Annotated in this window: 19 protein-coding genes; 11 read left to right on the top strand and 8 right to left on the bottom strand. The window is 71.5% G+C overall.

Annotation, left to right across the window (positions count from 1 at the left end; translation table 11 throughout):
- The first annotated feature begins 90 nt into the window (after nucleotides 1-90).
- On the top strand, nucleotides 91-732 hold the full coding sequence (locus tag AC068B_RS38030) for a PepSY domain-containing protein (RefSeq protein WP_478676033.1): 642 nt from the start codon (nucleotides 91-93) through the stop codon (nucleotides 730-732).
- A 67-nt stretch (nucleotides 733-799) separates the two neighbouring features.
- On the opposite strand, the gene meaB is transcribed toward AC068B_RS38030, so the two are convergent.
- On the bottom strand, nucleotides 800-1,756 hold the full coding sequence (gene meaB / locus AC068B_RS38025; RefSeq protein WP_468557091.1) for a methylmalonyl Co-A mutase-associated GTPase MeaB: 957 nt from the start codon (nucleotides 1,754-1,756) through the stop codon (nucleotides 800-802).
- 85 nt (nucleotides 1,757-1,841) lie between these two features.
- Nucleotides 1,842-3,044 carry an acetyl-CoA C-acetyltransferase gene (locus AC068B_RS38020; protein WP_478676032.1) on the bottom strand — a complete coding sequence of 401 codons (1,203 nt, stop codon included), beginning with the start codon at nucleotides 3,042-3,044 and terminating at the stop codon, nucleotides 1,842-1,844.
- A 138-nt stretch (nucleotides 3,045-3,182) separates the two neighbouring features.
- Here AC068B_RS38020 and mce point away from each other — a divergent pair, with 138 nt between their 5' ends.
- From mce to AC068B_RS37980, 8 genes are all read left to right on the top strand, one after another.
- A complete protein-coding gene (gene mce / locus AC068B_RS38015) occupies nucleotides 3,183-3,623 on the top strand; it encodes a methylmalonyl-CoA epimerase (protein ID WP_055564221.1) in 441 nt (146 codons plus the stop codon).
- A 239-nt stretch (nucleotides 3,624-3,862) separates the two neighbouring features.
- Nucleotides 3,863-7,834: a polarized growth protein Scy gene (gene scy / locus AC068B_RS38010; protein WP_478676031.1), complete on the top strand. Its 3,972-nt coding sequence runs from the start codon at nucleotides 3,863-3,865 to the stop codon at nucleotides 7,832-7,834.
- Nucleotides 7,835-8,016: 182 nt separating this feature from the next.
- Complete coding sequence (locus tag AC068B_RS38005) at nucleotides 8,017-8,952, top strand: coiled-coil domain-containing protein (protein ID WP_356256564.1); 936 nt, start codon at nucleotides 8,017-8,019, stop codon at nucleotides 8,950-8,952.
- Between the two features lie 73 nt (nucleotides 8,953-9,025).
- Nucleotides 9,026-10,003, top strand: coding sequence for an ABC transporter ATP-binding protein (locus AC068B_RS38000; RefSeq protein ID WP_478676030.1), 978 nt, complete (start codon nucleotides 9,026-9,028; stop codon nucleotides 10,001-10,003).
- Between the two features lie 3 nt (nucleotides 10,004-10,006).
- Nucleotides 10,007-10,777 (top strand): ABC transporter permease, encoded by a 771-nt coding sequence (locus tag AC068B_RS37995; protein ID WP_478676029.1) that lies wholly within the window; start codon nucleotides 10,007-10,009, stop codon nucleotides 10,775-10,777.
- A 19-nt stretch (nucleotides 10,778-10,796) separates the two neighbouring features.
- Entirely contained in the window at nucleotides 10,797-11,627 is an 831-nt protein-coding gene (locus AC068B_RS37990) for a hypothetical protein (RefSeq protein ID WP_478676028.1), read from the top strand.
- 109 nt (nucleotides 11,628-11,736) lie between these two features.
- The gene (locus AC068B_RS37985; protein ID WP_478676027.1) at nucleotides 11,737-12,924 is read left to right on the top strand and encodes an ABC transporter ATP-binding protein; all 1,188 of its coding nucleotides are present in this window, start codon (nucleotides 11,737-11,739) and stop codon (nucleotides 12,922-12,924) included.
- A gap of 83 nt (nucleotides 12,925-13,007) precedes the next feature.
- On the top strand, nucleotides 13,008-13,892 hold the full coding sequence (locus AC068B_RS37980; protein ID WP_478676089.1) for an ABC transporter permease: 885 nt from the start codon (nucleotides 13,008-13,010) through the stop codon (nucleotides 13,890-13,892).
- 14 nt (nucleotides 13,893-13,906) lie between these two features.
- Here the strand turns inward: AC068B_RS37980 and AC068B_RS37975 are convergent, their stop codons facing one another.
- A complete protein-coding gene (locus tag AC068B_RS37975) occupies nucleotides 13,907-14,239 on the bottom strand; it encodes an ATP/GTP-binding protein (protein ID WP_356256549.1) in 333 nt (110 codons plus the stop codon).
- 210 nt (nucleotides 14,240-14,449) lie between these two features.
- Here AC068B_RS37975 and AC068B_RS37970 point away from each other — a divergent pair, with 210 nt between their 5' ends.
- Nucleotides 14,450-15,484, top strand: coding sequence for an LLM class flavin-dependent oxidoreductase (locus AC068B_RS37970; RefSeq protein ID WP_478676026.1), 1,035 nt, complete (start codon nucleotides 14,450-14,452; stop codon nucleotides 15,482-15,484).
- 67 nt (nucleotides 15,485-15,551) lie between these two features.
- Here AC068B_RS37970 and AC068B_RS37965 read toward each other — a convergent pair whose 3' ends face one another.
- A complete protein-coding gene (locus AC068B_RS37965; RefSeq protein WP_023538618.1) occupies nucleotides 15,552-15,944 on the bottom strand; it encodes an SCO5389 family protein in 393 nt (130 codons plus the stop codon).
- 254 nt (nucleotides 15,945-16,198) lie between these two features.
- Between AC068B_RS37965 and nucS the strand changes: the two genes are divergently transcribed.
- The gene (nucS, locus tag AC068B_RS37960) at nucleotides 16,199-16,870 is read left to right on the top strand and encodes an endonuclease NucS (protein ID WP_478676025.1); all 672 of its coding nucleotides are present in this window, start codon (nucleotides 16,199-16,201) and stop codon (nucleotides 16,868-16,870) included.
- A gap of 111 nt (nucleotides 16,871-16,981) precedes the next feature.
- Here nucS and AC068B_RS37955 read toward each other — a convergent pair whose 3' ends face one another.
- From AC068B_RS37955 to AC068B_RS37940, 4 genes are all read right to left on the bottom strand, one after another.
- The gene (locus AC068B_RS37955) at nucleotides 16,982-19,450 is read right to left on the bottom strand and encodes an ATP-binding protein (protein ID WP_478676024.1); all 2,469 of its coding nucleotides are present in this window, start codon (nucleotides 19,448-19,450) and stop codon (nucleotides 16,982-16,984) included.
- A gap of 208 nt (nucleotides 19,451-19,658) precedes the next feature.
- Entirely contained in the window at nucleotides 19,659-19,982 is a 324-nt protein-coding gene (locus AC068B_RS37950; protein ID WP_030792181.1) for an STAS domain-containing protein, read from the bottom strand.
- Between the two features lie 196 nt (nucleotides 19,983-20,178).
- Nucleotides 20,179-21,027: a 3-hydroxyacyl-CoA dehydrogenase family protein gene (locus tag AC068B_RS37945; protein WP_055564393.1), complete on the bottom strand. Its 849-nt coding sequence runs from the start codon at nucleotides 21,025-21,027 to the stop codon at nucleotides 20,179-20,181.
- Between the two features lie 147 nt (nucleotides 21,028-21,174).
- Complete coding sequence (locus tag AC068B_RS37940; protein WP_478676023.1) at nucleotides 21,175-21,816, bottom strand: TetR/AcrR family transcriptional regulator; 642 nt, start codon at nucleotides 21,814-21,816, stop codon at nucleotides 21,175-21,177.
- Between the last annotated feature and the right edge of the window lie 69 nt (nucleotides 21,817-21,885).

Raw genomic sequence — 21,885 nt, 5'->3', positions numbered from 1 at the left:
ATCGCTCGGCCAGATTGGTCCTCGTCGAAAGCGAACGGCGGCGGCCCCCGGGCCGCCGCCCACACCGCCCACTTCCTCGGGAGGACCCTCATGAAGCGCAACATCGTCATCGCCACCGTCGCCGCCGCGGCCCTGATCGGAGGCGGCACCGCCACCGCCTTCGCGACCGGCGGTGACGACGACAGCGCCGCGAGCAAGTCGACCGTCCAGCTGAAGGACCACGACCGCGACGACGCCGCCGAGAACACCGCCGAGGCCAAGGCCGCCAAGGTGACCGCCGCCGACGCCATCAAGGCGGCCCTCGCCGACACCTCCGGCACCGCGGTCTCCGCCGAGCTCGACGACGAGGACGGCGGCCTGGTCTGGGACGTCGACGTCCTGAAGGGCAGCACCTGGCACAGCGTCGAGGTCGACCCGGGCACGGGCAAGGTCCTCGGGTCCTGGGTCGAAAAGGCCGACACCGACGACAACGCCGACGCCGCTCGCGTGAACTCCGCCCTGAAGGGCGCGTCCGTCAGCGCCACGGACGCCGCGAAGGCCGGTGCCGACAAGGGCACGGTGACCTCCGTGGACCTGGACGACGACGGCACGGCGACCGCCTGGAACGTGGAGACGACCGGCGCCAAGGGTGCCGAGTCCGAGTACAACGTCGACCTGAAGACCGGCAAGGTCACGGCGGACCACTCGGACGCCCAGGACCACGACGACCACGACGGCCAGGACGACGACTGACACCCAGCGATCACTACCGCCACAGGCCACAGGGGCGGCGTCACCGACGCCGCCCCTGTGGCCTGTCTCAGCTCTCCGTCAGGCCCTCGACCAGCTCGTCCGCGGCCGTGTACGGGTCCAGCTCCCCCGCCACGATCCGCTCCGCGAGCGCGGACAGCCTGAGGTCGCCGTGCAGGGAGCCGATCCGCTCGCGCAGCGTGGTCACGGCGATCGACTCGACCTCGTGGGAGGCGCGGGCGACCCGCCGCTCCCCGAGGACGCCGCGCTCCTCCATCCACGCCCGGTGCTTCTCCAGGGCCTCGACGACCTCGTCGACGCCCTCGCCGCGCGCCGCGACCGTCTTCACGATGGGCGGCCGCCAGTCACCGGCGCCGCGGGACTCGCCGAGGCCCAGCATGTGGTTCAGCTCGCGCGCGGTCGCGTCGGCGCCGTCGCGGTCCGCCTTGTTGACGACGTACACGTCGCCGATCTCCAGGATTCCGGCCTTGGCCGCCTGGATGCCGTCGCCCATGCCGGGCGCGAGGAGCACGACCGAGGTGTCCGCCTGGGAGGCGATCTCCACCTCGGACTGTCCGACGCCGACGGTCTCGACGAGGATCACGTCGCAGCCCGCCGCGTCCAGGACCCGGATGGCCTGCGGCGCGGCCCAGGCGAGCCCGCCGAGGTGGCCGCGGGTGGCCATGGAGCGGATGTAGACGCCGGGGTCGGACGCGTGGTCGGACATCCGCACCCGGTCGCCGAGGAGCGCGCCGCCGGAGAAGGGGGACGACGGGTCGACGGCGAGGACGCCGACCCGCTTCCCGGTCCGCCGGTAGGCGCTCACCAGCGCGGACGTCGATGTCGACTTGCCGACACCGGGGGATCCCGTGAGGCCGACCACGTACGCATGGCCGGCGAGCGGCGCCAGCGCCGCCATCACTTCGCGCAGCTGCGGTGACGCCCCCTCGACCAGTGAGATCAGCCGGGCCACGGCCCGTGGCCTGCCCTCGCGGGCCTGCGCCACCAGGGAGGGGACGTCCTGCATCACAGCTCCGTTCACTACGTACGAGCACGTACGGGGCACTAACGCACATGCCCGAGGGACAGCGGGGACAGCGGTCGGCCGGAGGCTAGGCCCTGGCCACCTTCACGATCAGGGCGTCGCCCTGGCCGCCGCCACCGCACAGCGCGGCCGCACCCACGCCGCCGCCCCGGCGCTTCAGCTCCAGGGCGAGGTGCAGCACGAGACGCGCGCCGGACATGCCGATCGGGTGGCCCAGCGCAATGGCTCCGCCGTTGACGTTCACCTTTTCCGAGGACACCCCGAGGTCCTTCATTGACTGCACCGCGACCGCGGCGAAGGCCTCGTTGATCTCGATGAGGTCGAGGTCCGAGGCGGACAGGCCCTCCTTCTTCAGGGCGTGCTGGATGGCGTTGGACGGCTGCGACTGGAGCGAGCTGTCGGGGCCCGCCACATTGCCGTGCGCGCCGATCTCGGCGATCCAGGCCAGGCCCAGCTCCTCGGCCTTGGCCTTGGACATCACCACGACGGCGGCCGCGCCGTCGGAGATCTGCGAGGACGTGCCCGCCGTGATGGTCCCGTCCTTGGCGAAGGCCGGGCGCAGCTTGGCGAGGGACTCGACGGTGGTCTCCGGGCGGATGCCCTCGTCCTTGGCGAAGAGCACCGGGTCGCCCTTGCGCTGCGGGATCTCGACCGGGGTGATCTCGGCCTCGAACAGGCCGTTCTTCTGGGCGGCGGACGCCCGCTGGTGGGAGAGGGCGGCCACCTCGTCCTGCTCAGGGCGGCGGATGCCCAGGCGGATGTTGTGCTTCTCCGTGGACTCGCCCATCGCGACGCCGTCGAAGGAGTCGGTCAGGCCGTCGTGCGCCATGGAGTCGATCATTTCGATCGCGCCGTACTTGTGGCCCTCGCGGGACTTGGGGAGCAGGTGCGGGGCGTTGGTCATGGACTCCTGGCCGCCGGCCACCACGATGTCGAACTCACCCGCACGGATGAGCTGGTCGGCGAGTGCGATGGAGTCGAGACCCGACAGACAGACCTTGTTGATGGTCAGCGCGGGGACGTTCATGGGGATGCCCGCCTTGACGGCGGCCTGACGTGCCGGGATCTGCCCTGTCCCGGCCGTCAGTACCTGACCCATGATCACGTACTGGACCTGGTCGCCTCCGATGCCCGCGCGCTCGAGCGCGGCCTTGATCGCGAAGCCCCCCAGATCCGCACCCGAGAAGGACTTCAGCGAGCCGAGGAGACGGCCCATGGGCGTTCGTGCGCCCGAGACGATCACTGAGGTTGTGCCGGTCGTTCCTGCCATGTGCGACGACCCCTTGGGAGGAGAGGAGTTAACGAGGGTTTATCTGAATGTACTGAGCAGTACCCCCGCCGTCACCGGGCGGCGACTGTGATCGCGCGCACGTTGCGTAATCACTGCATCAAGCGCTGCACTTGAAGCATGCTGACGCGAATCGATCACATCGGGATCGCCTGTTTCGACCTCGACAAGACCGTCGAGTTCTACCGCGCGACGTACGGATTCGAGGTGACCCACTCCGAGGTCAACGAAGAGCAGGGCGTGCGCGAGGCCATGCTCAAGATCAATGACACCAGTGACGGAGGCGCCTCCTACCTGCAGCTTCTCGAACCGACCCGCGACGACTCCGCGGTCGGCAAGTGGCTGGCCAAGAACGGCGAGGGCGTGCACCACATCGCCTTCGGCACCGCGGACGTGGACGGCGACGCCGCGGCCATCAAGGACAAGGGCGTACGCGTCCTCTACGACGAGCCCCGTATCGGCTCCATGGGCTCGCGCATCACCTTCTTGCACCCGAAGGACTGCCACGGAGTACTCACGGAACTTGTCACTTCGGCGCCTTCCGAGTCACAGGAGCACTGACCTCCGTATATCCGGGCCGGTAGGGTGAGAGGCAGGCCGTCCGAAGTCGGGGCGGCCAAGTGCCGGGGTCCGGGTTTCGGGGGAAGAGCGTCGGGGCAGCAGCCCATGCTCCGCTGTTGATCTGACACCATTCACCCGGGGGCCCCGTTCGGCGGATGGACGAGGCTCGTTGGAGAGACTTGCGACCAGGGTTGGGGCATCCCCTGCTCGAAGAGCTTGGGGAAGGATGGGACCGCGCAGTGCGGGGCTACGAACGCCAAGAGAACTCGCGGACTGAGACCGACAGTCTGTCGCGGTTCGAGGCCGAGATGGACCGGCTGAAGACCGAGCGGGAGAAGGCCGTCCAGCACGCCGAGGACCTCGGCTACCAGGTCGAGGTGTTGCGCGCCAAGCTGCACGAGGCGCGCCGCAACCTCGCGTCCCGCCCTGCCTACGACAGCGCGGACATCGGGTATCAGGCCGAGCAGTTGCTCCGCAATGCCCAGATCCAGGCCGAGCAGCTGCGCGCCGACGCCGAGCGCGAGCTGCGGGACGCCCGGGCGCAGACCCAGCGCATCCTCCAGGAGCACGCCGAGCAGCAGGCCAGGCTCCAGTCCGAGCTGCACACCGAGGCCGTGACGCGGCGCCAGCAGCTCGACCAGGAGCTGAACGAGCGTCGGCAGACCGTCGAGTCGCACGTCAACGAGAACGTGGCCTGGGCCGAGCAGCTCAGGGCCCGCACCGAACAGCAGGCCCGCCGGCTCCTCGACGAGTCGCGCGCCGAGGCCGACCAGTCGCTGGCCGCCGCCCGCGCGGAGGCCGCCCGCGTCGCCGAGGAGGCCAGGCAGCGCCTCGCCGGTGACGCCGAGGCCGCCCGCGCCGAGGCCGAGGCCATCCTGCGCCGTGCCCGTACGGACGCCGAGCGCCTCCTGAACGCCGCGTCGACGCAGGCCCAGGAGGCCACCGACCACGCCGAGCAGCTGCGCTCCACCACGGCGACCGAGTCCGAGCAGGCACGCCGCCAGGCCGCCGAGGCGAGCCGGGCCGCCGAGCAGCGCATGACCGAGGCCGAGACGGCGCTGCGCGAGGCGCGCGCCGAGGCCGAGAAGGTGCTCGCCGAGGCCAAGGACACCGCGAGCAAGCAGCTCCAGGCCGCCGAGGGCGCCAACGAACAGCGCACGCGCACCGCCAAGGAGCAGGTCGCCCGACTGGTCGGCGAGGCCACCAAGGAGGCCGAGGCCACCAGGGCCGAGGCCGAGCAGCTGGTCGCCGACGCCCGCGCGGAGGCCGAGAAGCTCATCTCGGACGCCGCCGAGAAGGCGCGCACGATCACCGCCGAGGAGACCGCGGGCCAGCTCGCGAAGGCCGCGCGGACCGCAGAGGAGGTCCTGGACAAGGCCTCCAAGGACGCCAAGGAGACCACGAAGGCCGCCACCGAGCAGGCCGAGCGGATCCGCTCCGAGGCGGAGACCGAGGCGGACCGGCTGCGCGCGGAGGCGCACGACATCGCCGAGGGGCTCAAGGGCGCGGCGAAGGACGACACCAAGGAGTACCGCGCCAAGACCGTCGAGCTGCAGGAGGAGGCGCGCAGGCTGCGCGGCGAGGCCGAGCAGCTGCGGGCCGACGCGGCCGCCGAGGGCGAGCGCATCCGGGGCGAGGCGCGGCGCGAGGCCGTCCAGCAGATCGAGGAGGCGGCCAGGTCCGCCGAGGAGCTGCTCGCCAAGGCGAAGGCCGACGCCGACGAGCTGCGCACGGCCGCGACCACCGAGAGCGACCGGGTCCGCGCCGAGGCCGTCGAGCGCGCCACGACCCTGCGCACGCAGGCCGAGGAGACCCTGGAGCGCACCCGCGCGGAGGCCGAGCGGCACCGCGAGGAGGCCGCCGAGCAGGCCGAGGCCACGAAGTCGGAGGCCGAGGAGGCCGCGCGGGCGCTGCGCGAGGAGACCGAGCAGGCCATAGCGGTACGCCAGGCCGAGGCGGCCGAAGAGCTGACGCGGCTGCACACGGAGGCCGAGGAGCGTCTCTCCGCCGCCGAGCAGGCGCTGACCGAGGCCCGCGCGGAGGCCGAGCGCATCCGCAAGGAGGCCTCGGACGAGACGGACCGGCTGCGCACGGAGGCCGCCGAGCGGATCCGTACGCTCCAGTCGCAGGCCGAGACCGAGGCGGAGCGGCTGCGCACGGAGGCCGCCGCCGATGCCTCGACGGCCCGCGCGGAGGGCGAGAACATCGCCGTGCGGCTGCGTTCGGACGCCGCCGCCGAGGCCGAGCGGCTCAAGACCGAGGCGCAGGAGTCCGCCGACCGCGTGCGCGCGGAGGCCACGGCCGCCGCCGAGCGCGTCGGCACGGAGGCCGCGGAGGCGCTGGCCGCCGCGCAGGAGGAGGCCGCACGCCGCCGCCGCGAGGCCGAGGAGACCCTGGGCTCCGCCCGCGCGGAGGCCGACCAGGAGCGCGAGCGGGCCCGCGAGCAGAGCGAGGAGCTCCTCGCGTCCGCCCGCAAGCGCGTCGAGGAGGCGCAGGCCGAGGCGATCCGCCTCGTCGAGGAGGCCGACCGCCGCGCGACCGAGATGGTCTCGGCCGCCGAGCAGCACGCCCAGTCCGTACGGGACTCGGTCGCCGGTCTGCACGAGGCGGCGCAGGAAGAGGTCGCGGGCCTGCGTTCGGCCGCCGAGCACGCCGCCGAGCGCACGAAGACGGAGGCGCAGGAGGAGGCCGACCGCGTCCGCTCCGACGCCTACGCCGAGCGGGAGCGCGCCACCGAGGACGCCAACCGCACCCGCCGCGAGGCGACGGAGGCCTCGGAGGCCGCCAAGTCGCTCGCGGAGCGCACGGTTTCGGAGGCCATCGCGGAGGCCGAGCGGATGCGCTCGGACGCCTCGGAGCACGCCCAGCGGGTGCGCACGGAGGCGTCGGACACCATCGCGCAGGCCGAGCAGGACGCGTCGCGCACCCGGGCCGACGCCCGCGAGGACGCCAACCGCATCCGCAGCGACGCGGCGGGCCAGGCCGACCAGTTGATCGGCGAGGCCCGCAGCGAGGCCGAGAAGCTGCAGAGCGACACGGCCGCGGAGGCCGAGCGCGTCCGCACGGAGGCGGCGGAGCAGGCGGAGCGGCTGCGCACCGAGTCCACCACCGAGGCCGAGCGCCTCACGGCCGAGACGGCGACCGAGGCGGAGCGGGTCCGCGCGGAGTCGGTGGCGAAGGCCGAGAAGCTCATCTCGGACGCGTCCGGCGACGCGGAGCGGCTGCGCGCCGAGGCCGCGGAGACGGTCAACTCCGCGCAGCAGCACTCCGAGCGGATCCGCGCCGAGGCCGAGCGCGTCAAGGCGGACGCGGCGCGGGAGGCCGAGCGGCTCACGTCCGAGGCGCGCGAGGAGTCGGAGCGGACCCTCGACGAAGCGCGTCAGGCCGCCAACAAGCGCCGCCAGGAAGCGGCCGAGCAGGTCGACACGCTCATCACGGAGGCGGTCGCCGAGGCGGAGAAGCTGACCGCGGACGCGCAGGAGAAGGCGCTCAAGGCGACGACGGACGCCGAGGCGCAGGCCGACACGATGGTGGGCGCGGCCCGCAAGGAGGCCGAGCGGCTCGTCGCCGCGGCGACGGTCGAGGGCAACTCCCGGGTGGAGAAGGCCCGTATGGACGCGGACGAGCTGCTGGTCGGCGCCCGCGGCGACGCGACCGCCATAAGGGAGCGGTCCGAAGAGCAGCGCGACCGTCTGACGGCCGAGATCGAGGAGTTGCACGAGCGTGCCCGCCGCGAGTCCGCGGAGGCGATGAAGTCCGCGGGCGAGCGCTGCGACGCGCTGGTCAAGGCCGCGGAGGAGCAGCTTGCCGAGGCCGAGGCGAAGGCCAAGGAGCTCCTCTCCGACGCCAACTCCGAGGCGAGCAAGGTCCGTATCTCCGCGGTGAAGAAGGCCGAGGGTCTCCTGAAGGAGGCCGAGGCGAAGAAGACCGAGCTGACCCGCGAGGCGGAGCGCATCAAGGCGGAGGCCGAGGCCGAGGCGACGCGTGTGGTCGAGGAGGGCAAGCACGAGCTGGAGGTGCTGGTCCGTCGCAGGGAGGACATCAATGCGGAGATCTCCCGTGTCCAGGACGTGCTGGAGGCGTTGGAGTCTTTCGAGGCCCCGTCGGGCGGTGCGAAGACCGGGCCCAACAGCGGCTCGGCCGCGGGTGGCGTCAAGGCCGGAGCCGCGGCAGGGTCGACACGTTCGAGTGGCAAGCAGTCGGAGGGGTAGCCAAAGAGCATCACCCGTGCTCTGAAAGGACCTTTGGCCCTGTCTCTGGCAAGCCCTCCTGCCGTTGACCACTCAAAAGGGGTGTCATTCTCCAGATCAAACGGGCATCTGCTCGATGACACGCCGCTTGGACCCCTAGGATTCCCTCTATCACCTCACCGGTCTCATTCGACAGGAACCCCATGAGCGACACTTCCCCCTACGGCTTCGAGCTTGTGCGGCGTGGGTACGACCGCGCTCAGGTGGACGAACGTATCTCCAAGCTCGTCTCCGACCGTGACAGCGCTCTTGCTCGTATCACTGCTCTGGAAAAGCGCATCGAGGAGCTGCACCTCGAGACGCAGAACGCCCAGGCCCAGGTTGCCGACGCCGAGCCGTCGTACGCCGGTCTCGGTGCCCGCGTCGAGAAGATCCTCCGCCTCGCCGAGGAGGAGGCGAAGGACCTGCGCGAGGAGGCCCGGCGCGCCGCCGAGCAGCACCGCGAGCTCGCCGAGTCCGCCGCCCAGCAGGTGCGCAACGACGCCGAGTCGTTCGCCGCCGAGCGCAAGGCCAAGGCCGAGGACGAGGGCGTCCGGATCGTCGAGAAGGCCAAGGGCGAGGCCAGCGCGCTCCGGGCCGAGGCCCAGAAGGACGCGCAGTCCAAGCGTGAGGAGGCCGACGCCCTCTTCGAGGAGACCCGCGCCAAGGCCGCCCAGGCCGCCGCGGACTTCGAGACGAACCTCGCCAAGCGCCGCGACCAGTCCGAGCGCGACCTGGCCTCGCGTCAGGCCAAGGCGGAGAAGCGCCTCGCGGAGATCGAGCACCGCGCGGAGCAGCTGCGTCTGGAGGCCGAGAAGCTGCGTACCGACGCGGAGCGCAGGGCCCGTCAGACGGTGGAGACGGCGCAGCGCCAGGCCGAGGACATCGTGGCCGACGCGAACGCCAAGGCGGACCGGATCCGTTCGGAGTCCGAGCGCGAGCTCGCCGCTCTGACGAACCGTCGCGACTCCATCAACGCGCAGCTGACGAACGTGCGCGAGATGCTGGCGACGCTGACCGGTGCGGCGGTCGCCGCCGCGGGCACGCCCGCGGAGGACGAGCCCATCTCCCGGGGAGTTCCCGCCCAGCAGACCCGCTGAAGCGCTCCCGCAGGGAACCGAAGCCCCCCGCCACCGAGTGGCAGGGGGCTTTGTCCCGTTTTAGCGTTGCTGCATGATTGAGCTCGAGGGGCTGACCAAGCGGTACGGCGAGAAGGTGGCCGTCAACAATCTGACCTTCACGGTCCGCCCGGGCATGGTCACCGGGTTCCTCGGGCCGAACGGCGCGGGCAAGTCCACGACCATGCGGATGCTGCTCGGGCTCGACAACCCGTCGGCCGGGGCCGTCCGCATCGACGGACGGCACTATTCGCAGCTGAAGGACCCCCTCACGTACATCGGCGCCCTGCTCGACGCCAAGGCGATGCACGGCGGCCGCAGCGCCTTCAATCACCTGCTCTGCCTCGCGCAGAGCAACGGCATCCCGCGCGCCCGCGTCACCGAGGTCCTGGACACCGTCGGGCTGACCGCCGTCGCCAAGAAGAAGGCCAAGGGCTTCTCGCTCGGCATGGGCCAGCGCCTCGGCATCGCCGGGGCGCTGCTCGGCGACCCCGAGATCCTGATGTTCGACGAGCCCGTCAACGGCCTCGACCCCGAGGGCATCCACTGGATCAGGAACCTGATGAAGTCCCTTGCCGCGCAGGGGCGCACGGTCTTCGTCTCCTCGCACCTGATGAGCGAGATGGCACTCACCGCCGACCACCTCGTCGTCATCGGCCAGGGACGGCTCCTCGCCGACACGTCGATGTCCGACTTCATCCGGCAGAACTCCCGGTCGTACGTGCGGCTCCGCTCCCCGCAGCGCGAACGCCTCCTCGACGTCCTGCACGAGGCGGGCATCACCGCCGTCGAGGCGGGCAACGGCACCCTCGAAGTGGACGGCACCCCCGCGGAGGAGCTCGGCGAGCTCGCCGCGGGCCATCAGCTCGTCCTCCATGAGCTGAGCCCTCAGCAGGCCTCTCTGGAGGAAGCCTTCATGCAGCTCACCGCGGAGTCGGTCGAGTACCACGCCCACACGGACCACGGAGCGGCGGGGCCGCCGCCGCCCACCGGCTGGGGCGAAGGCTGGCAACAGCGGCAGAAGGGAGCCTGAGCGATGGCCGCGGCACAAGTGCTGAAATCGGAGTGGACCAAGATCCGCTCGGTCTCGTCGACCCTCTGGACGCTCGGCCTCGCCGTCGTCGTCACGATCGGGCTCGGCATGCTGATCAGCATCCTGTCCAAGAACGACTACGACGGGCTCGACGCCAAGGACAAGCTGACCTTCGACCCGACGTACATCAGCTTCGCCGGGATGTCCCTCGGTCAGCTCGCGATGATCGTCTTCGGGGTGCTCGTCGTCTCGAACGAGTACAGCACCGGCATGATCCGCACCTCGCTCGCGGCGGTCCCGCAGCGCGCCACGTTCCTGTTCGGCAAGATCACAGTGGCGACGCTGCTCGCTTTCGTGGTCGGCCTGGTCACCAGCTTCATCACGTTCTTCGTGGGCCAGGCGATGCTCGGCCAGTACAAGGCGCAGCTCGGTGACCCCGGCGTGCTGCGCGCCGTCATCGGCGGCGCGATCTACATGACGCTGATCGCGGTCTTCTCGATGGGCGTCGCGACGATGCTGCGCAGCCCGATGCTCTCCCTCGGCATCCTGATGCCGTTCTTCTTCCTGATCTCCAGCATCCTCGGCAACGTCTCGGCGACGAAGAAGATCGGCCGCTTCCTGCCCGACCAGGCGGGCAGCAAGATCATGCAGGTCAAGTCGCCGTTCGACGACGACACCCCGTACGGGCCGTGGGGCGGTCTCGCGATCATGGTGGCGTGGGTGGTGCTCGTGCTGATCGGTGGGTACGTACTGCTGAAGAAGCGGGACGCCTAGCGGTACTTCAGGGGGACATGTGACGGCGCAGGACCGCGCACTCGCGGCGCTCGGGCTCGACGGCGTGCCCGCGCTGCAGCCCCTCACCTACCCGGGCCTGCCGGTCACGGCGCCCTCCCTGCTGACCGGAACCGAGCTGCTCGCGCTGCATCCGCGGCCGGGCGGACTCGGCGCGTGGACCGTCGAAGGGACGGGCCACGGGCCCCACCGCACGCTGGACGACGTCCTCGGCGCCCTCGGACAGCCTCCCGTCGCCGGACGCCACCCCGTCATCGCCGTCGGCTCGAACGCCTCCCCCGGCCAGCTCGCCCACAAGCTCGGGCGGCTCGCCATCCCCGCCGCCGTGCCAATGGTGCCCGTGCGGCTGCGCGGCATCGGCGTGGGCTGCTCGGCACACATCGGCCGGGCCGGGTACGTGGCGGCGGCACCCTACGCACACGCCGGGGAGCCGCTCACCCTCGTCGTCTCCTGGCTGGACCCGGCCCAGCTCCCCGCGGTCGACGCCACCGAGTTCCCCAACTACCGGCGGATCCCGCTCTCCGGAGACGCGTACGACATGACCCTGCCGTCCGGCGACCGGCTCACCGCAGCGTCCGTCTACGTCAGCGCGCGCGGCGTCCTCGCCGACCCGCTCACCGGCCTGCCCCGGCCCGGCGGCGGCGACCAGGCGGCGCTCCTCGACGCCCTGCTCGACGCGTCCGCACCGCTGCGCGAGCTGCTCGGCCCGGACGCGGCGACCTGGGTGCGCAGGGCGGCCGCCGACCCCGAGCTGCGCGCACGGGGCACCCTGCTCTTCGCCGAGGAGGGCTGGGTGCTGCCGTGGACGGATCTACCCGACCCGTCCGTGTGAAGCGACGGTTTTACTTCCTCTTGGCTGGAACCGTCAGCTCACAGTTATCCTCCTAACCCTTACGGGGGCGTGTGCCCCGACGTCCTGAACCATTCGATGGGTGCGGAGAATGATCGAGGCAGTCGGCCTGACGAAGCGCTATGGCGCCAAGACAGCCGTGTACAACCTTTCCTTCCAGGTGCGGCCCGGAACCGTCACCGGCTTCCTCGGGCCGAACGGCTCCGGCAAGTCGACGACGATGCGCATGATCCTCGGGCTCGACGCGCCCTCCGCCGGGCAGGTGACGATCGGCGGCTATCCGTACCGGAAGCTCCCGAACGCGCCCCGCCAGGTCGGTGCGCTCCTCGACGCCAAGGCCGTGCACGGCGGGCGGCACGCCCGCAACCACCTGCTCTGCCTCGCGCAGCTCTCCGGCATCCCGGCCCGCCGGGTCGACGAGGTGCTCGGCGTCGTGGGTCTGCAGGACGTGGCGAAGAAGCGCTCCAAGGGCTTCTCGCTCGGCATGGGCCAGCGCCTCGGCATCGCGGCGGCGCTCCTCGGCGACCCCCAGGTGCTGCTCTTCGACGAGCCGGTCAACGGCCTCGACCCCGAGGGCATCCTCTGGGTCCGCAACCTGATGAAGTCGCTCGCGGCCGAGGGGCGCACGGTCTTCGTGTCGTCCCACCTGATGAGCGAGATGGCGCTCACCGCCGAGCACCTGATCGTGATCGGCCGCGGCCAGCTGCTCGCCGACATGAGCGTCACCGACTTCATCTCGCACAACTCCGCGGACTTCGCGCGGGTGCGCACGCCGGACGGCGAGACCACGGGCCGCGAGAAGCTGACGGCCGCGCTGACCGAGGCGGGCGGCCAGGTGCTGCCCGAGCAGGACGGCGCGCTGCGCGTCACGGGCCTCCCGCTCCCCCGCATCAGCGACCTCGCGCACGGCGCGGACGTCCGGCTGTGGGAGCTCTCCCCGCACCAGGCCTCGCTGGAAGAGGCGTACATGCGGATGACGCAGGGCGCCGTCGACTACCGCTCGACGGTCGACCAGCGTGCGGGCCTCCAGCAGGAGATGCCGCCCGGCGCACTGCCGCCGGGCCAGCCGCAGCCGCCGGTGCCCGGCCAGGGCCAGCCCGGCTGGTACGCCCCGCCGCCGCCCCAGCCGGGCGGCCAGCCCTTCGCGATGCAGCAGCCACAGGGCGCGCCCGGGACGCCGAACCCGTACGCCGCGGCGCCCCAGCAGCCCGCCCCGGCAGCACCCCCCGCCGCCCCCGCCCCCGACATGACCAAGCGCGACAGCGAGGACCAGCGATGACCACGCCTCCGACGCCGCAGCAGCAGCCGCAGCCGCAGCCGCAGGCGCAGCCCCAGCAGGCGTACGCACAGGCGGGCGCCCCGATGCAGGGGGCTCCCCCGCAGGGCGCCCCGATGCAGGGCGCCCCGACGGCGCCCCCGCCCGCCGCCCCCGCGCCGCCCTCCGCCTGGCAGCAGGCGATGGCGAACGCCTACACCTCGCCGATCCCGGTCAAGAAGACCCACCTCGGCAACGCCCTCTCCTCCGAGTGGACGAAGATCAAGTCGGTCCGCTCCACGATGTGGACCCTGGGCACCTTCCTGCTCCTGGTCGTCGGCATCGGCCTGCTCGCCGTGGCCAACACCGACCCGGCCGACTACGCGGACATGCCCTTCACCGTCCCGGCCTTCTTCGGCCTGATGCTGGGCCAGATCTGCCTGATCACGCTGGGCGTGCTCGTCACCTCGTCCGAGTACGGCACGGGCATGATCCGTACGACGTTCACCGCGTCGCCGCAGCGCTCCCGCGTCCTCACCGCGAAGATCCTGATCTTCTTCGTGGTCGCCTTCGTCGTGTCCGCCGGATCGATCCTCCTGGTGGGCCTCGCGGCGTCGGCCGCCAACAGCGGCCCGGAGGCGGGCGACCTCCCCTGGGCGGGAACGGTCTTCAAGGGCGGTCTGTACGTCTCGCTGCTCGGTGTCCTCGCGCTCGCCGTCGGCTCGATGCTGCGGCACTCCGCGGGCGCCATCACGGCGATGCTCGGCGTGGTGCTGCTGCCCGCGATCCTGGGCGGGTTCCTGATGATCTGGGAGAGCACGCAGCCGCTCGGCGACAAGATGAACGACTACAACGCCATCACGGCCCTCGCCAAGATCTTCGGCGCGGACGACACGGGCGCCAGCGGCGGCTCGCAGCTGACGCTGCTCGTCGTCGTCACGGCGGCCGCCGTCGCCGGTGCGTTCGCGCTCCTGGAGAAGCGCGACGTCTAGCCGTACGAGGCTAGCTAGTGCCTCGGTGCGTTACGGGACCGCTGCACCCGCGTGGTGCGGCGGTCCTTCGCGTTCCAGCACGCCTTGTGCCAGTGCCTGCGCTCGTCGACGCCGGAGTGCTCGGGCCAGGCCACCACGTGCGCGAGGCCCGACGGGATCTCCTGGTCGCAGCCCGGGCAGCGGTACCGCTTGCCCGCCGCGCTCGCGCCCGCCACGTGCCGCACGCTCCACTCCTCGCCCTGCCAGCTCTCGGCGCTCTGGAAGCCGCCGTAGCGGCCCGAGGGCTCCGGGTCCGTGGACGGCTTCGGCTCTCCGGCGCCCTTGGGGCGGTTGCGACGCGGGGACACGGAAACACCTCACGGGCTGTACGGCGGTCAGGGGTGCGACCAGCCTACGCGCCACGCCGAGGGGTACCCGGCCCGGACTGACGGCTCCGGCCCCCGTCCATTGCACGGAAAATCAAACAATCTTCTTGCCAGGCCGTGCCTTTGGCACGTGTCATGCGTTGTTGCCCGTAGGGGGAGTGCCTGCGTCGGCGTCAAGGAGGCAGGAGTTCGATGCGTGTAGGTAGTTTTGTTCTGGCCGCCCAGTTCCCCGGACAGGGGCAGGGGGAGGCACTGCACCGGGCGGTGCGGTCCGCCGAGGTGGCCGAGGAGGCGGGGCTCGATTCGGTCTGGCTCGCCGAGCACCACTTCGTGCCGTACGGCACGTGCCCGTCGGCGGTGACCCTCGCGGCGCTGCTCCTCGGGCGGACGCGGCGGATCCGCGTCGGCACGGCCGTGAGCGTACTCCCGACCGCCCACCCCGTGGCGCTCGGCGAGCAGGCAGCCCTGCTGCACCTGACGTCGGGCGGCCGTTTCTCACTCGGCGTGGGACGCGGCGGGCCCTGGGTGGACCTTGAAGTGTTCGGGTCGGGCCTGGAGGCGTACGAAAAGGGGTTCCCCGAATCCCTCGATCTGCTGATCCGGTGGCTGCGGGAAGCCCGCGTCGAGGGCCGCGGCGAGCGGTTCTCGTTCCGTGAGGTGGCCGTCGTGCCACGCCCGCAGGAGGCCCTGAACGGGCAGGGCACCGCAGGTCCCGAGGTGGTCGTCGCGTGCACCTCGCCGTCCAGCGTGCGGCTCGCCGCGCAGCGCTGTCTGCCGATGCTTCTCGGCATGCACGTGGGTGACGACGAGAAGGCCGAAATGGTGGCCTTGTGGAATCGCCACGCACGTGCTGCTGGGCATACGCCGGAGGACATTTCCGCGGCCTCGCACGTCTCCGCCGGAGTCGCCCAGATCGCGGACCGGCGGCTGGACGCGGCCGAGACGTTACAGAAGGCCATGCCGGGGTGGCTGAAGCAGGGCCTGGACGCCCATGTGACCGTGGACGGCAGGCACCGCGCCATGCGGGACCCGGTGGCCTACACGGAACTGCTCTGCGGGCTGCACCCCGTGGGCACCCCGCAGGTCTGCGCCGACCGGCTCGCCGCCACCTCCGAGCGCACGGGCATCACCCGTTTCGCGCTGCTCGTGGAGGGTTCCGGCGACCTCGCGGCCACGGAGGAGAACGTCCGGAGGCTGGGCGCCGAAGTGCTCCCCCAGCTCGGCTGAGACCCGCCCGAGGAGCTGCCGCTCCGGACTGAAACACCTCCCGCGTACGGAGCGGCAGCAACAGGCGTCAGCAGTCCCTGAGTTCGGGGGACTGATTGAGCAGCTGGCCTCGGATCGAGGTGAAGCGGGCGAGCCGTTCGTCCACCGACGGGTCGAGCGGGAAGACCGCTACGCGGTGACAGTTCTGGAATGCCAGACGCACCCCGAAGTGCCGCTGCAGTGCACCGCGGATCGCGTCACTCGCGAGCGCGCGCAGCAGCTGGCCACGTGCCTGCTCGTCCGGCGGCGGGGTCTGGTTGTCGGCGAACTCGCCGCCGTCGACCTTCAACTGGGCCACCAGGGAGCTGATCATCTCCCATGCGAAAGGCAGGGAGGTCCGGACGCAGTCGACGAATTCTGCTTCGTCCACCTCGCCTCGCTCGGCCTGTTCCAACAGTGCCGGTGAGACGTCGAGCGACATGGGTTCTCCTCTCGCACCCCCGGGGAGCGGGGGCCTACGGACAGGGATGGAGCCCGCCTACGCAGCGTGCACGGATGACGACCTCTAGCTTCTACGGTAGGCACCGGGCGTTAACCGCACCAGGAGATTGGGCGCATAACCGGCCAGGATCGAACAGGCCCATCGAGGGACAAGTCGCCTCTTCAGCGCGGGGGCGCCGGGAGCGGGACGGGCGAATCGCGCACACCACCCCGAGTCGAGTAGCGTTGCGCCCCATGCGTCTCGTCATTGCCCGATGCTCCGTGGATTACGCGGGCCGGCTCACCGCCCATCTCCCGTCGGCGCCCCGCCTGATCCTTGTGAAGGCGGACGGCAGCGTCTCGATCCACGCCGACGACAGGGCCTACAAACCGCTCAACTGGATGTCTCCGCCCTGCACATTGAAGGAGGGGACCGGGGACGACGCCGCTGTGTGGACCGTCGTCAACAAGGCGGGCGAGAAGCTCATCATCACGATGGAGGAAGTACTCCACGACTCCTCGCACGAGCTGGGTGTGGACCCCGGCCTCATCAAGGACGGCGTGGAAGCACACCTTCAGGAGCTGCTCGCCGACCGGATCGAGACACTCGGTGAGGGATACTCGCTCATCCGTCGCGAGTACATGACGGCGATCGGACCGGTCGACATCCTCTGCCGCGACGCCGACGGGCAGACCGTCGCCGTCGAGATCAAGCGGCGCGGCGAGATCGACGGCGTCGAGCAACTCACGCGCTACCTCGACCTGTTGAACCGCGACCCGCACCTGGCGCCCGTCAAGGGCATCTTCGCCGCCCAGGAGATCAAGCCGCAGGCACGGGTCCTCGCCACGGACCGCGGCATCGGCTGCACCGTCCTGGACTACAACGCGCTGCGCGGCATCGAGGACGACAAGCTGCGGCTGTTCTGACCCCGCGGAGGCATCCGCACACGTACGCACCTGCAGGAGGGCCGGGTCCGTGGGACCCGGCCCTCCTCTTTTCAGACCTGTTCAGACCTGCTCAGACCTGTTCGGGCCTCTTCAGATCCTGTCCTCTGATCCCGGGCCGCTCGCCGAGTTCGAGATGTCCGGCGAGGTCGGCGGAGAGTCGCTCTCGGGCGGGGTCGGCGGGGTCGTGGGCGGAGTGGTCGGCGGCTTCGTCGGCGGAGTCGTCGGCGGCTTCGTCGGCGGAGTCGTCGGCTTGGTCGGCTTGTCCGTGGGCTCGGTCGGCTTGTCGGTCGGCTTGGTCGGCTTGTCCGTGGGCTCGGTCGGCCTGTCCGACGGCTCGCCGCTCTCGCTCGGCTTGCCCGAGGGGGCGCCGCTGTCGCTCGGCGAGGGGGTGCCCGAGGTGTCGGCGACACCTTCCTCGCCGGGGGTGTCGGCGCGGCTCGTGGAGTCCTTCTGCGGCTTGTCGGCGGTGAGGCCGTCGCCGTCGCGGTCCTCCTTCGCCGACTGCTCCGTCGTGACCTTGTCGCCCGGCGGGTCGTCGTTGCCGGACGTGGCGCCGAGCGTGACGACGGTGCCGAGGACGGCGGCGAGCAGGGCTCCCGCGCCCGCCGCGACGAGGTTGCGCCGGGTGCCGCTGATGATGGAGCGGCGGCTCGGCGCGGGACCCGCCCCGGGGGCGGGCGTCACCCTGCTGGTGACCAGCGTGTCCGGCTCCGGGGGCGGTTCGGGCAGGGCGAACGCGGCGGGGATGCCGCCGGGCGGCGACGCCGATTCCTCGTAGCGCGCGTCGGGCATCTCTTCGGCCGCGGCCGTGCGCCCGCCGGGCAGTGCGCCGCCCGAGCGGTCGGCGACCAGGGCGAGGGCCCTGCGCCCGGAGATCATGCCGCGCTTGTCAGCGAGCGCGCCGCGCAGGCCTATGGAGGCCTCCAGCTCGGCGCGGGCCCGGTCGAGCTGTCCGCCGCAGAGCGCGAGGATGCCCAACTCGTGGTGGAAGTACGCCTCTTCGGCGACCTCCCCCGCGTTCCGCGCCGCCTCCTGGCCGGAGCGCAGGGCGCGCTCCCAGGCGGCCCAGGCGAGCCCACCGGCGAAGGCGGGCGCCGCGGTGCGGGCGAGCAGCACGGCCGCGCCGCTCTCCGTGGTGACCAGGGCGGCGAGGGCGGCCTGCACGGCGTCCGCCTCGGCGGCGACCCGCTCCGGGGTGACGGAGGGGTGTCCGGACCACCAGGCGTAGTGCTGGGCGGCGCCCAGGGCGTACTCGGCGGACTCCTCCGCGTACCCGACGGTCTCCAGCTGCGTGCGGACTCCGGCGGCGAGCCGGTAGTGCCCGCCGACCGGGGTGACCAGGGCGCAGCCGACCAGTTCGGCGAGGGCCGCGTCGGCGTGGGTGTCGCCCACGAGGGCGGGCAGGTGGGCCTGGTGCGGCAGCTCGCCGCCGAGGGCCACGGCGAACTTCAGCGTGGCGCGGGCGGCCGGGCTGAGGCGCGAGGCGAGCAGGGCCGCGGGCGCGGCGCCGTCGGCGAGCGAGGGCAGCGGTACGTCGCGCCCGTCGTCGGCGGCGAAGGCCGCGTCGACGGGGGCGTCCCCGAAGTAGCCGTTCTCCTCGAAGGCGTGCGGGTCGGCGCGGAGCTGGTCGCGCTGGCGGAGCAGGGCGCCCGCCTGGACGAAGCGCAGCGGCAGGCCCTCGGACTCGAACCACAGGTCGCCCGCCCAGTTGGCCTCCTCGTCGTCGAGGACGCGGCCGACGGCGCGCTCCAGGAGTTCGAGGCCGCCGCCGCGGCCGAGGCCGCCGAGGAAGACCTCTTCCAGGTGGGAGTCGGCGGAGGGCGCGGCCACGTCGGGCGTGGCGGCGATGAGGAAGGCGCATTCGGGTGTCGCGTCGAGCAGCTCGTCGAGGGCGGCGCCGCCGAATTCGAGGTCGTCCAGGACGACGACCGCGCCGATCTCGTGGACGTGTTCGAGGAGCTGGGCGCGCTCGGGGCGGTGCAGCGGCGCGTCGTGGACGGCGGCGAAGAGGTCGTGGAGCAGCTCGCCGGATGTCCTGCGGTAGCCGGAGAGGCGGACGACGCCGTCGGGCGCGAGGTCCGCGCAGTCGTCGGCGACGGCGCCCAGGAGGGCGGTGCGGCCCGATCCGGCGGGTCCGGTCAGTCGTACGGAGCGGCCGCGTGCGAGGAGCCGCACGAGGCGCTCACGCTCCTCCTGGCGCTCCAGGAGAGGCAGCCTGGGCAGTGCGGGACCCGGCGGCACGGGCGGCATCGAGGCGCGGCGCAGCTCGGCGCGTTCGGCCGCGGTCCGTTTGGCGGGCCGCGCGGGCCGCTCCCCCGGCGGGCAGGGTTCGATCTCGCTGCCGTCGACGGGGTTGACCGTGAGCAGGAAGTCGCCCGAGACGAGCTGGACGGTGCGGGCCAGCGCGGGCGCGGGCTGACCGAAATCGGGCGTCATGGGATCGCGCGGCGGCCGCCCGGAGCGCGCCGGGTCGGCCGAGCTGGCCGAGTTGGCCGAGCCGTCATCGGAGTGGTTGCCGTCGTGGCCGTACTCTTCCGGTCCCCGGTTCATCGGGTCCATGGTCCTAGCCCCCCAGATGCGTGGTGTGCAGAGCCCCCTCCGGCCTTCGTGCACACTGCGCTGTCGCTTCTGGTCCGGCGCCCCCGTGCGGGTCCGTATATCGGTGGGCGACCGAACCCTAGACCTTTGCTCAGTATCTACGGGAGGGCGGGGTACCGCCCCGTCCGAGACGTCACAGGTTCGTGAGGATTGTGCGTGAGGTGCGGGTTCAGGCTCTGGGAAGCGATTCGACTCCGATGCCGCCCTCGATGGCGAGGATCCGGTGCAGCCGGGTCGCCACGAGGAGGCGCTGCATCTGCGGCGGCACGTGGCGCAGGACGAGTCTGCGTCCGCACCGGCCGGCCCGGCGGTGGGCGCCCATGATGACGCCGAGTCCCGTGGCGTCCCACGAGTCGAGTTCGGACAGGTCGAGCACCAGGTCGCCGGCGCCGTCGTCGACGGCCGAGTGCAGGACCGTGCGGGCGTCCGCCGCGCTGCGTACGTCGAGGCGTCCCCCGACGACCAGCTGGGCCTGGTCGCCCCTGATGTGCATATGCGCTCCCCGAGAGTGCTGTGTCTGCTGTGACGCCCGATACGTAAGGCGTCTGCGTATGTCACTGCAACTGACTGCCGCGTGGGCGAGGAAGTTGCCGTCTGTAAGCGAACCGATACCGAATTCACTCCGAGGGGTGACCCGCGGGGCGCCGAAGCGTCCAACGGGGCGTCAGACGGCGTACGTCAGTGCTGGTTCAGTGCTTGTAGAACCCCTGCCCGCTCTTGCGCCCGATGTCACCCGCGTCAACCATCCGGCGCATCAGCTCCGGCGGCGCGAACTTCTCGTCCTGGGACTCCGTGTAGATGTTTCCGGTGGCGTGCAGCAGGATGTCGACGCCGGTGAGGTCGGCGGTCGCGAGCGGCCCCATGGCGTGCCCGAAGCCGAGCTTGCAGGCGATGTCGATGTCCTCGGCGGTGGCGACGCCCGACTCGTAGAGCTTCGCGGCCTCGACGACGAGTGCGGAGATCAGACGGGTCGTCACGAAACCGGCCACGTCGCGGTTGACGACGATGCAGGTCTTGCCGACGGACTCGGCGAACTCCCGGGTGCGGGCGAGGGTCTCGTCGCTGGTCTTGTAGCCGCGCACCAGCTCGCAGAGCTGCATCATCGGGACGGGCGAGAAGAAGTGGGCGCCGACGACGCGCTCCGGACGCTCCGTCACGGCCGCGATCTTGGTGATCGGGATGGCGGAGGTGTTGGAGGCGAGCACGGCGTCGTCGCGCACGATCTTGTCGAGCGTACGGAAGATCTCGTGCTTGACCTCGAGCTTCTCGAAGACGGCCTCGACGACGATGTCCGCGTCGGCGACGGCGTCCAGGTCGGTGGTGGTCGTGATGCGCCCGAGCGCGGCCTCGGCGTCCTCGGCCGCGAGCTTGCCCTTGCTCACGAACTTGTCGTACGACGCCTTGATCCCGTCGGTGCCGCGGGTCAGTGCCGCGTCGGTGACGTCGCGCAGGACGACGTCCCAGCCCGCCTGGGCGGAGACCTGAGCGATGCCGGACCCCATGAGTCCGGCTCCGATGACGGCGAGCTTCCGTGCCACTGTTCCGACTCCCCTACCGCTTATCACGCTTGGCTTACACGCTGTTTACGTATGCCTCTTCGGCGCACGTTAGCGGTCGTGAGCGCGCCTGTGTCCGCGAAGAGATGCGCGTCACGTCTCAGATGACGGACATCACACTGGTACGCGTCATTCGGCGGCGCGCGGCGCGTAGTTGAGGACCTTCTCGCTCAGCAGGTCCTCCATCTCGTCCAGCAGCGCGAGGGCTTCGCGGGAGACCTCGGCGGGCTCGCGGCGCTTGGACATCTCGTCGCCGATCCACGCCATGAGGGTGCTGTGGACCCAGGAGAGCTGGCCCGCGACCAGGCCGGGCAGCGGGTCGTCCGGCGCGGCCCGGGTCTCCTCGGCGAGGGTTCCGGTGAGCCGGTCGAGGGCTTCCTGCTGGATCGCCCAGAGCCGGGAGCGCAGGGCGTGCGCCTCGGTGATGACCTTCATGAAGTCGGCCCAGCCGGGGAAGAGCCCGACGGCAGGCGAGACGCCCTCCACGTCGGCGCGCAGCTCGCGCAGGACGGCGTCGGCGGCGGACTCCCCGTCGCGGCGGCCCCGCACGTACCGGGAGAGGCGGTCGATGACGTCGTCGCCCCGGTCGAGGAAGAGGTCCTCCTTGGCCGGGAAGTAGTTGTAGACCGTGTTGACCGAGACGTCCGAGGCCTCTGCGATCTCGGCAATGGTCACGGTGACGAAGCCGTGCTCCAGGAAGAGCCCGGTCGCGATGTCCGAGATCCGCTGCTTGGTCTGCCGCTTCTTGCGCTCCCTCAGGCCCTCACTCATGCCGCCCATCCTAGGGTCTCTGAACTTTTGGGGTCTCTATTCTTTTTGGTGACGTTGCAAAATTTAAGT

The organism is Streptomyces sp. NPDC042371 (assembly GCF_056437465.1).
Note: the sequence above shows the minus strand (reverse complement) of the source record. Positions and strands in the feature narration are given on the sequence as shown.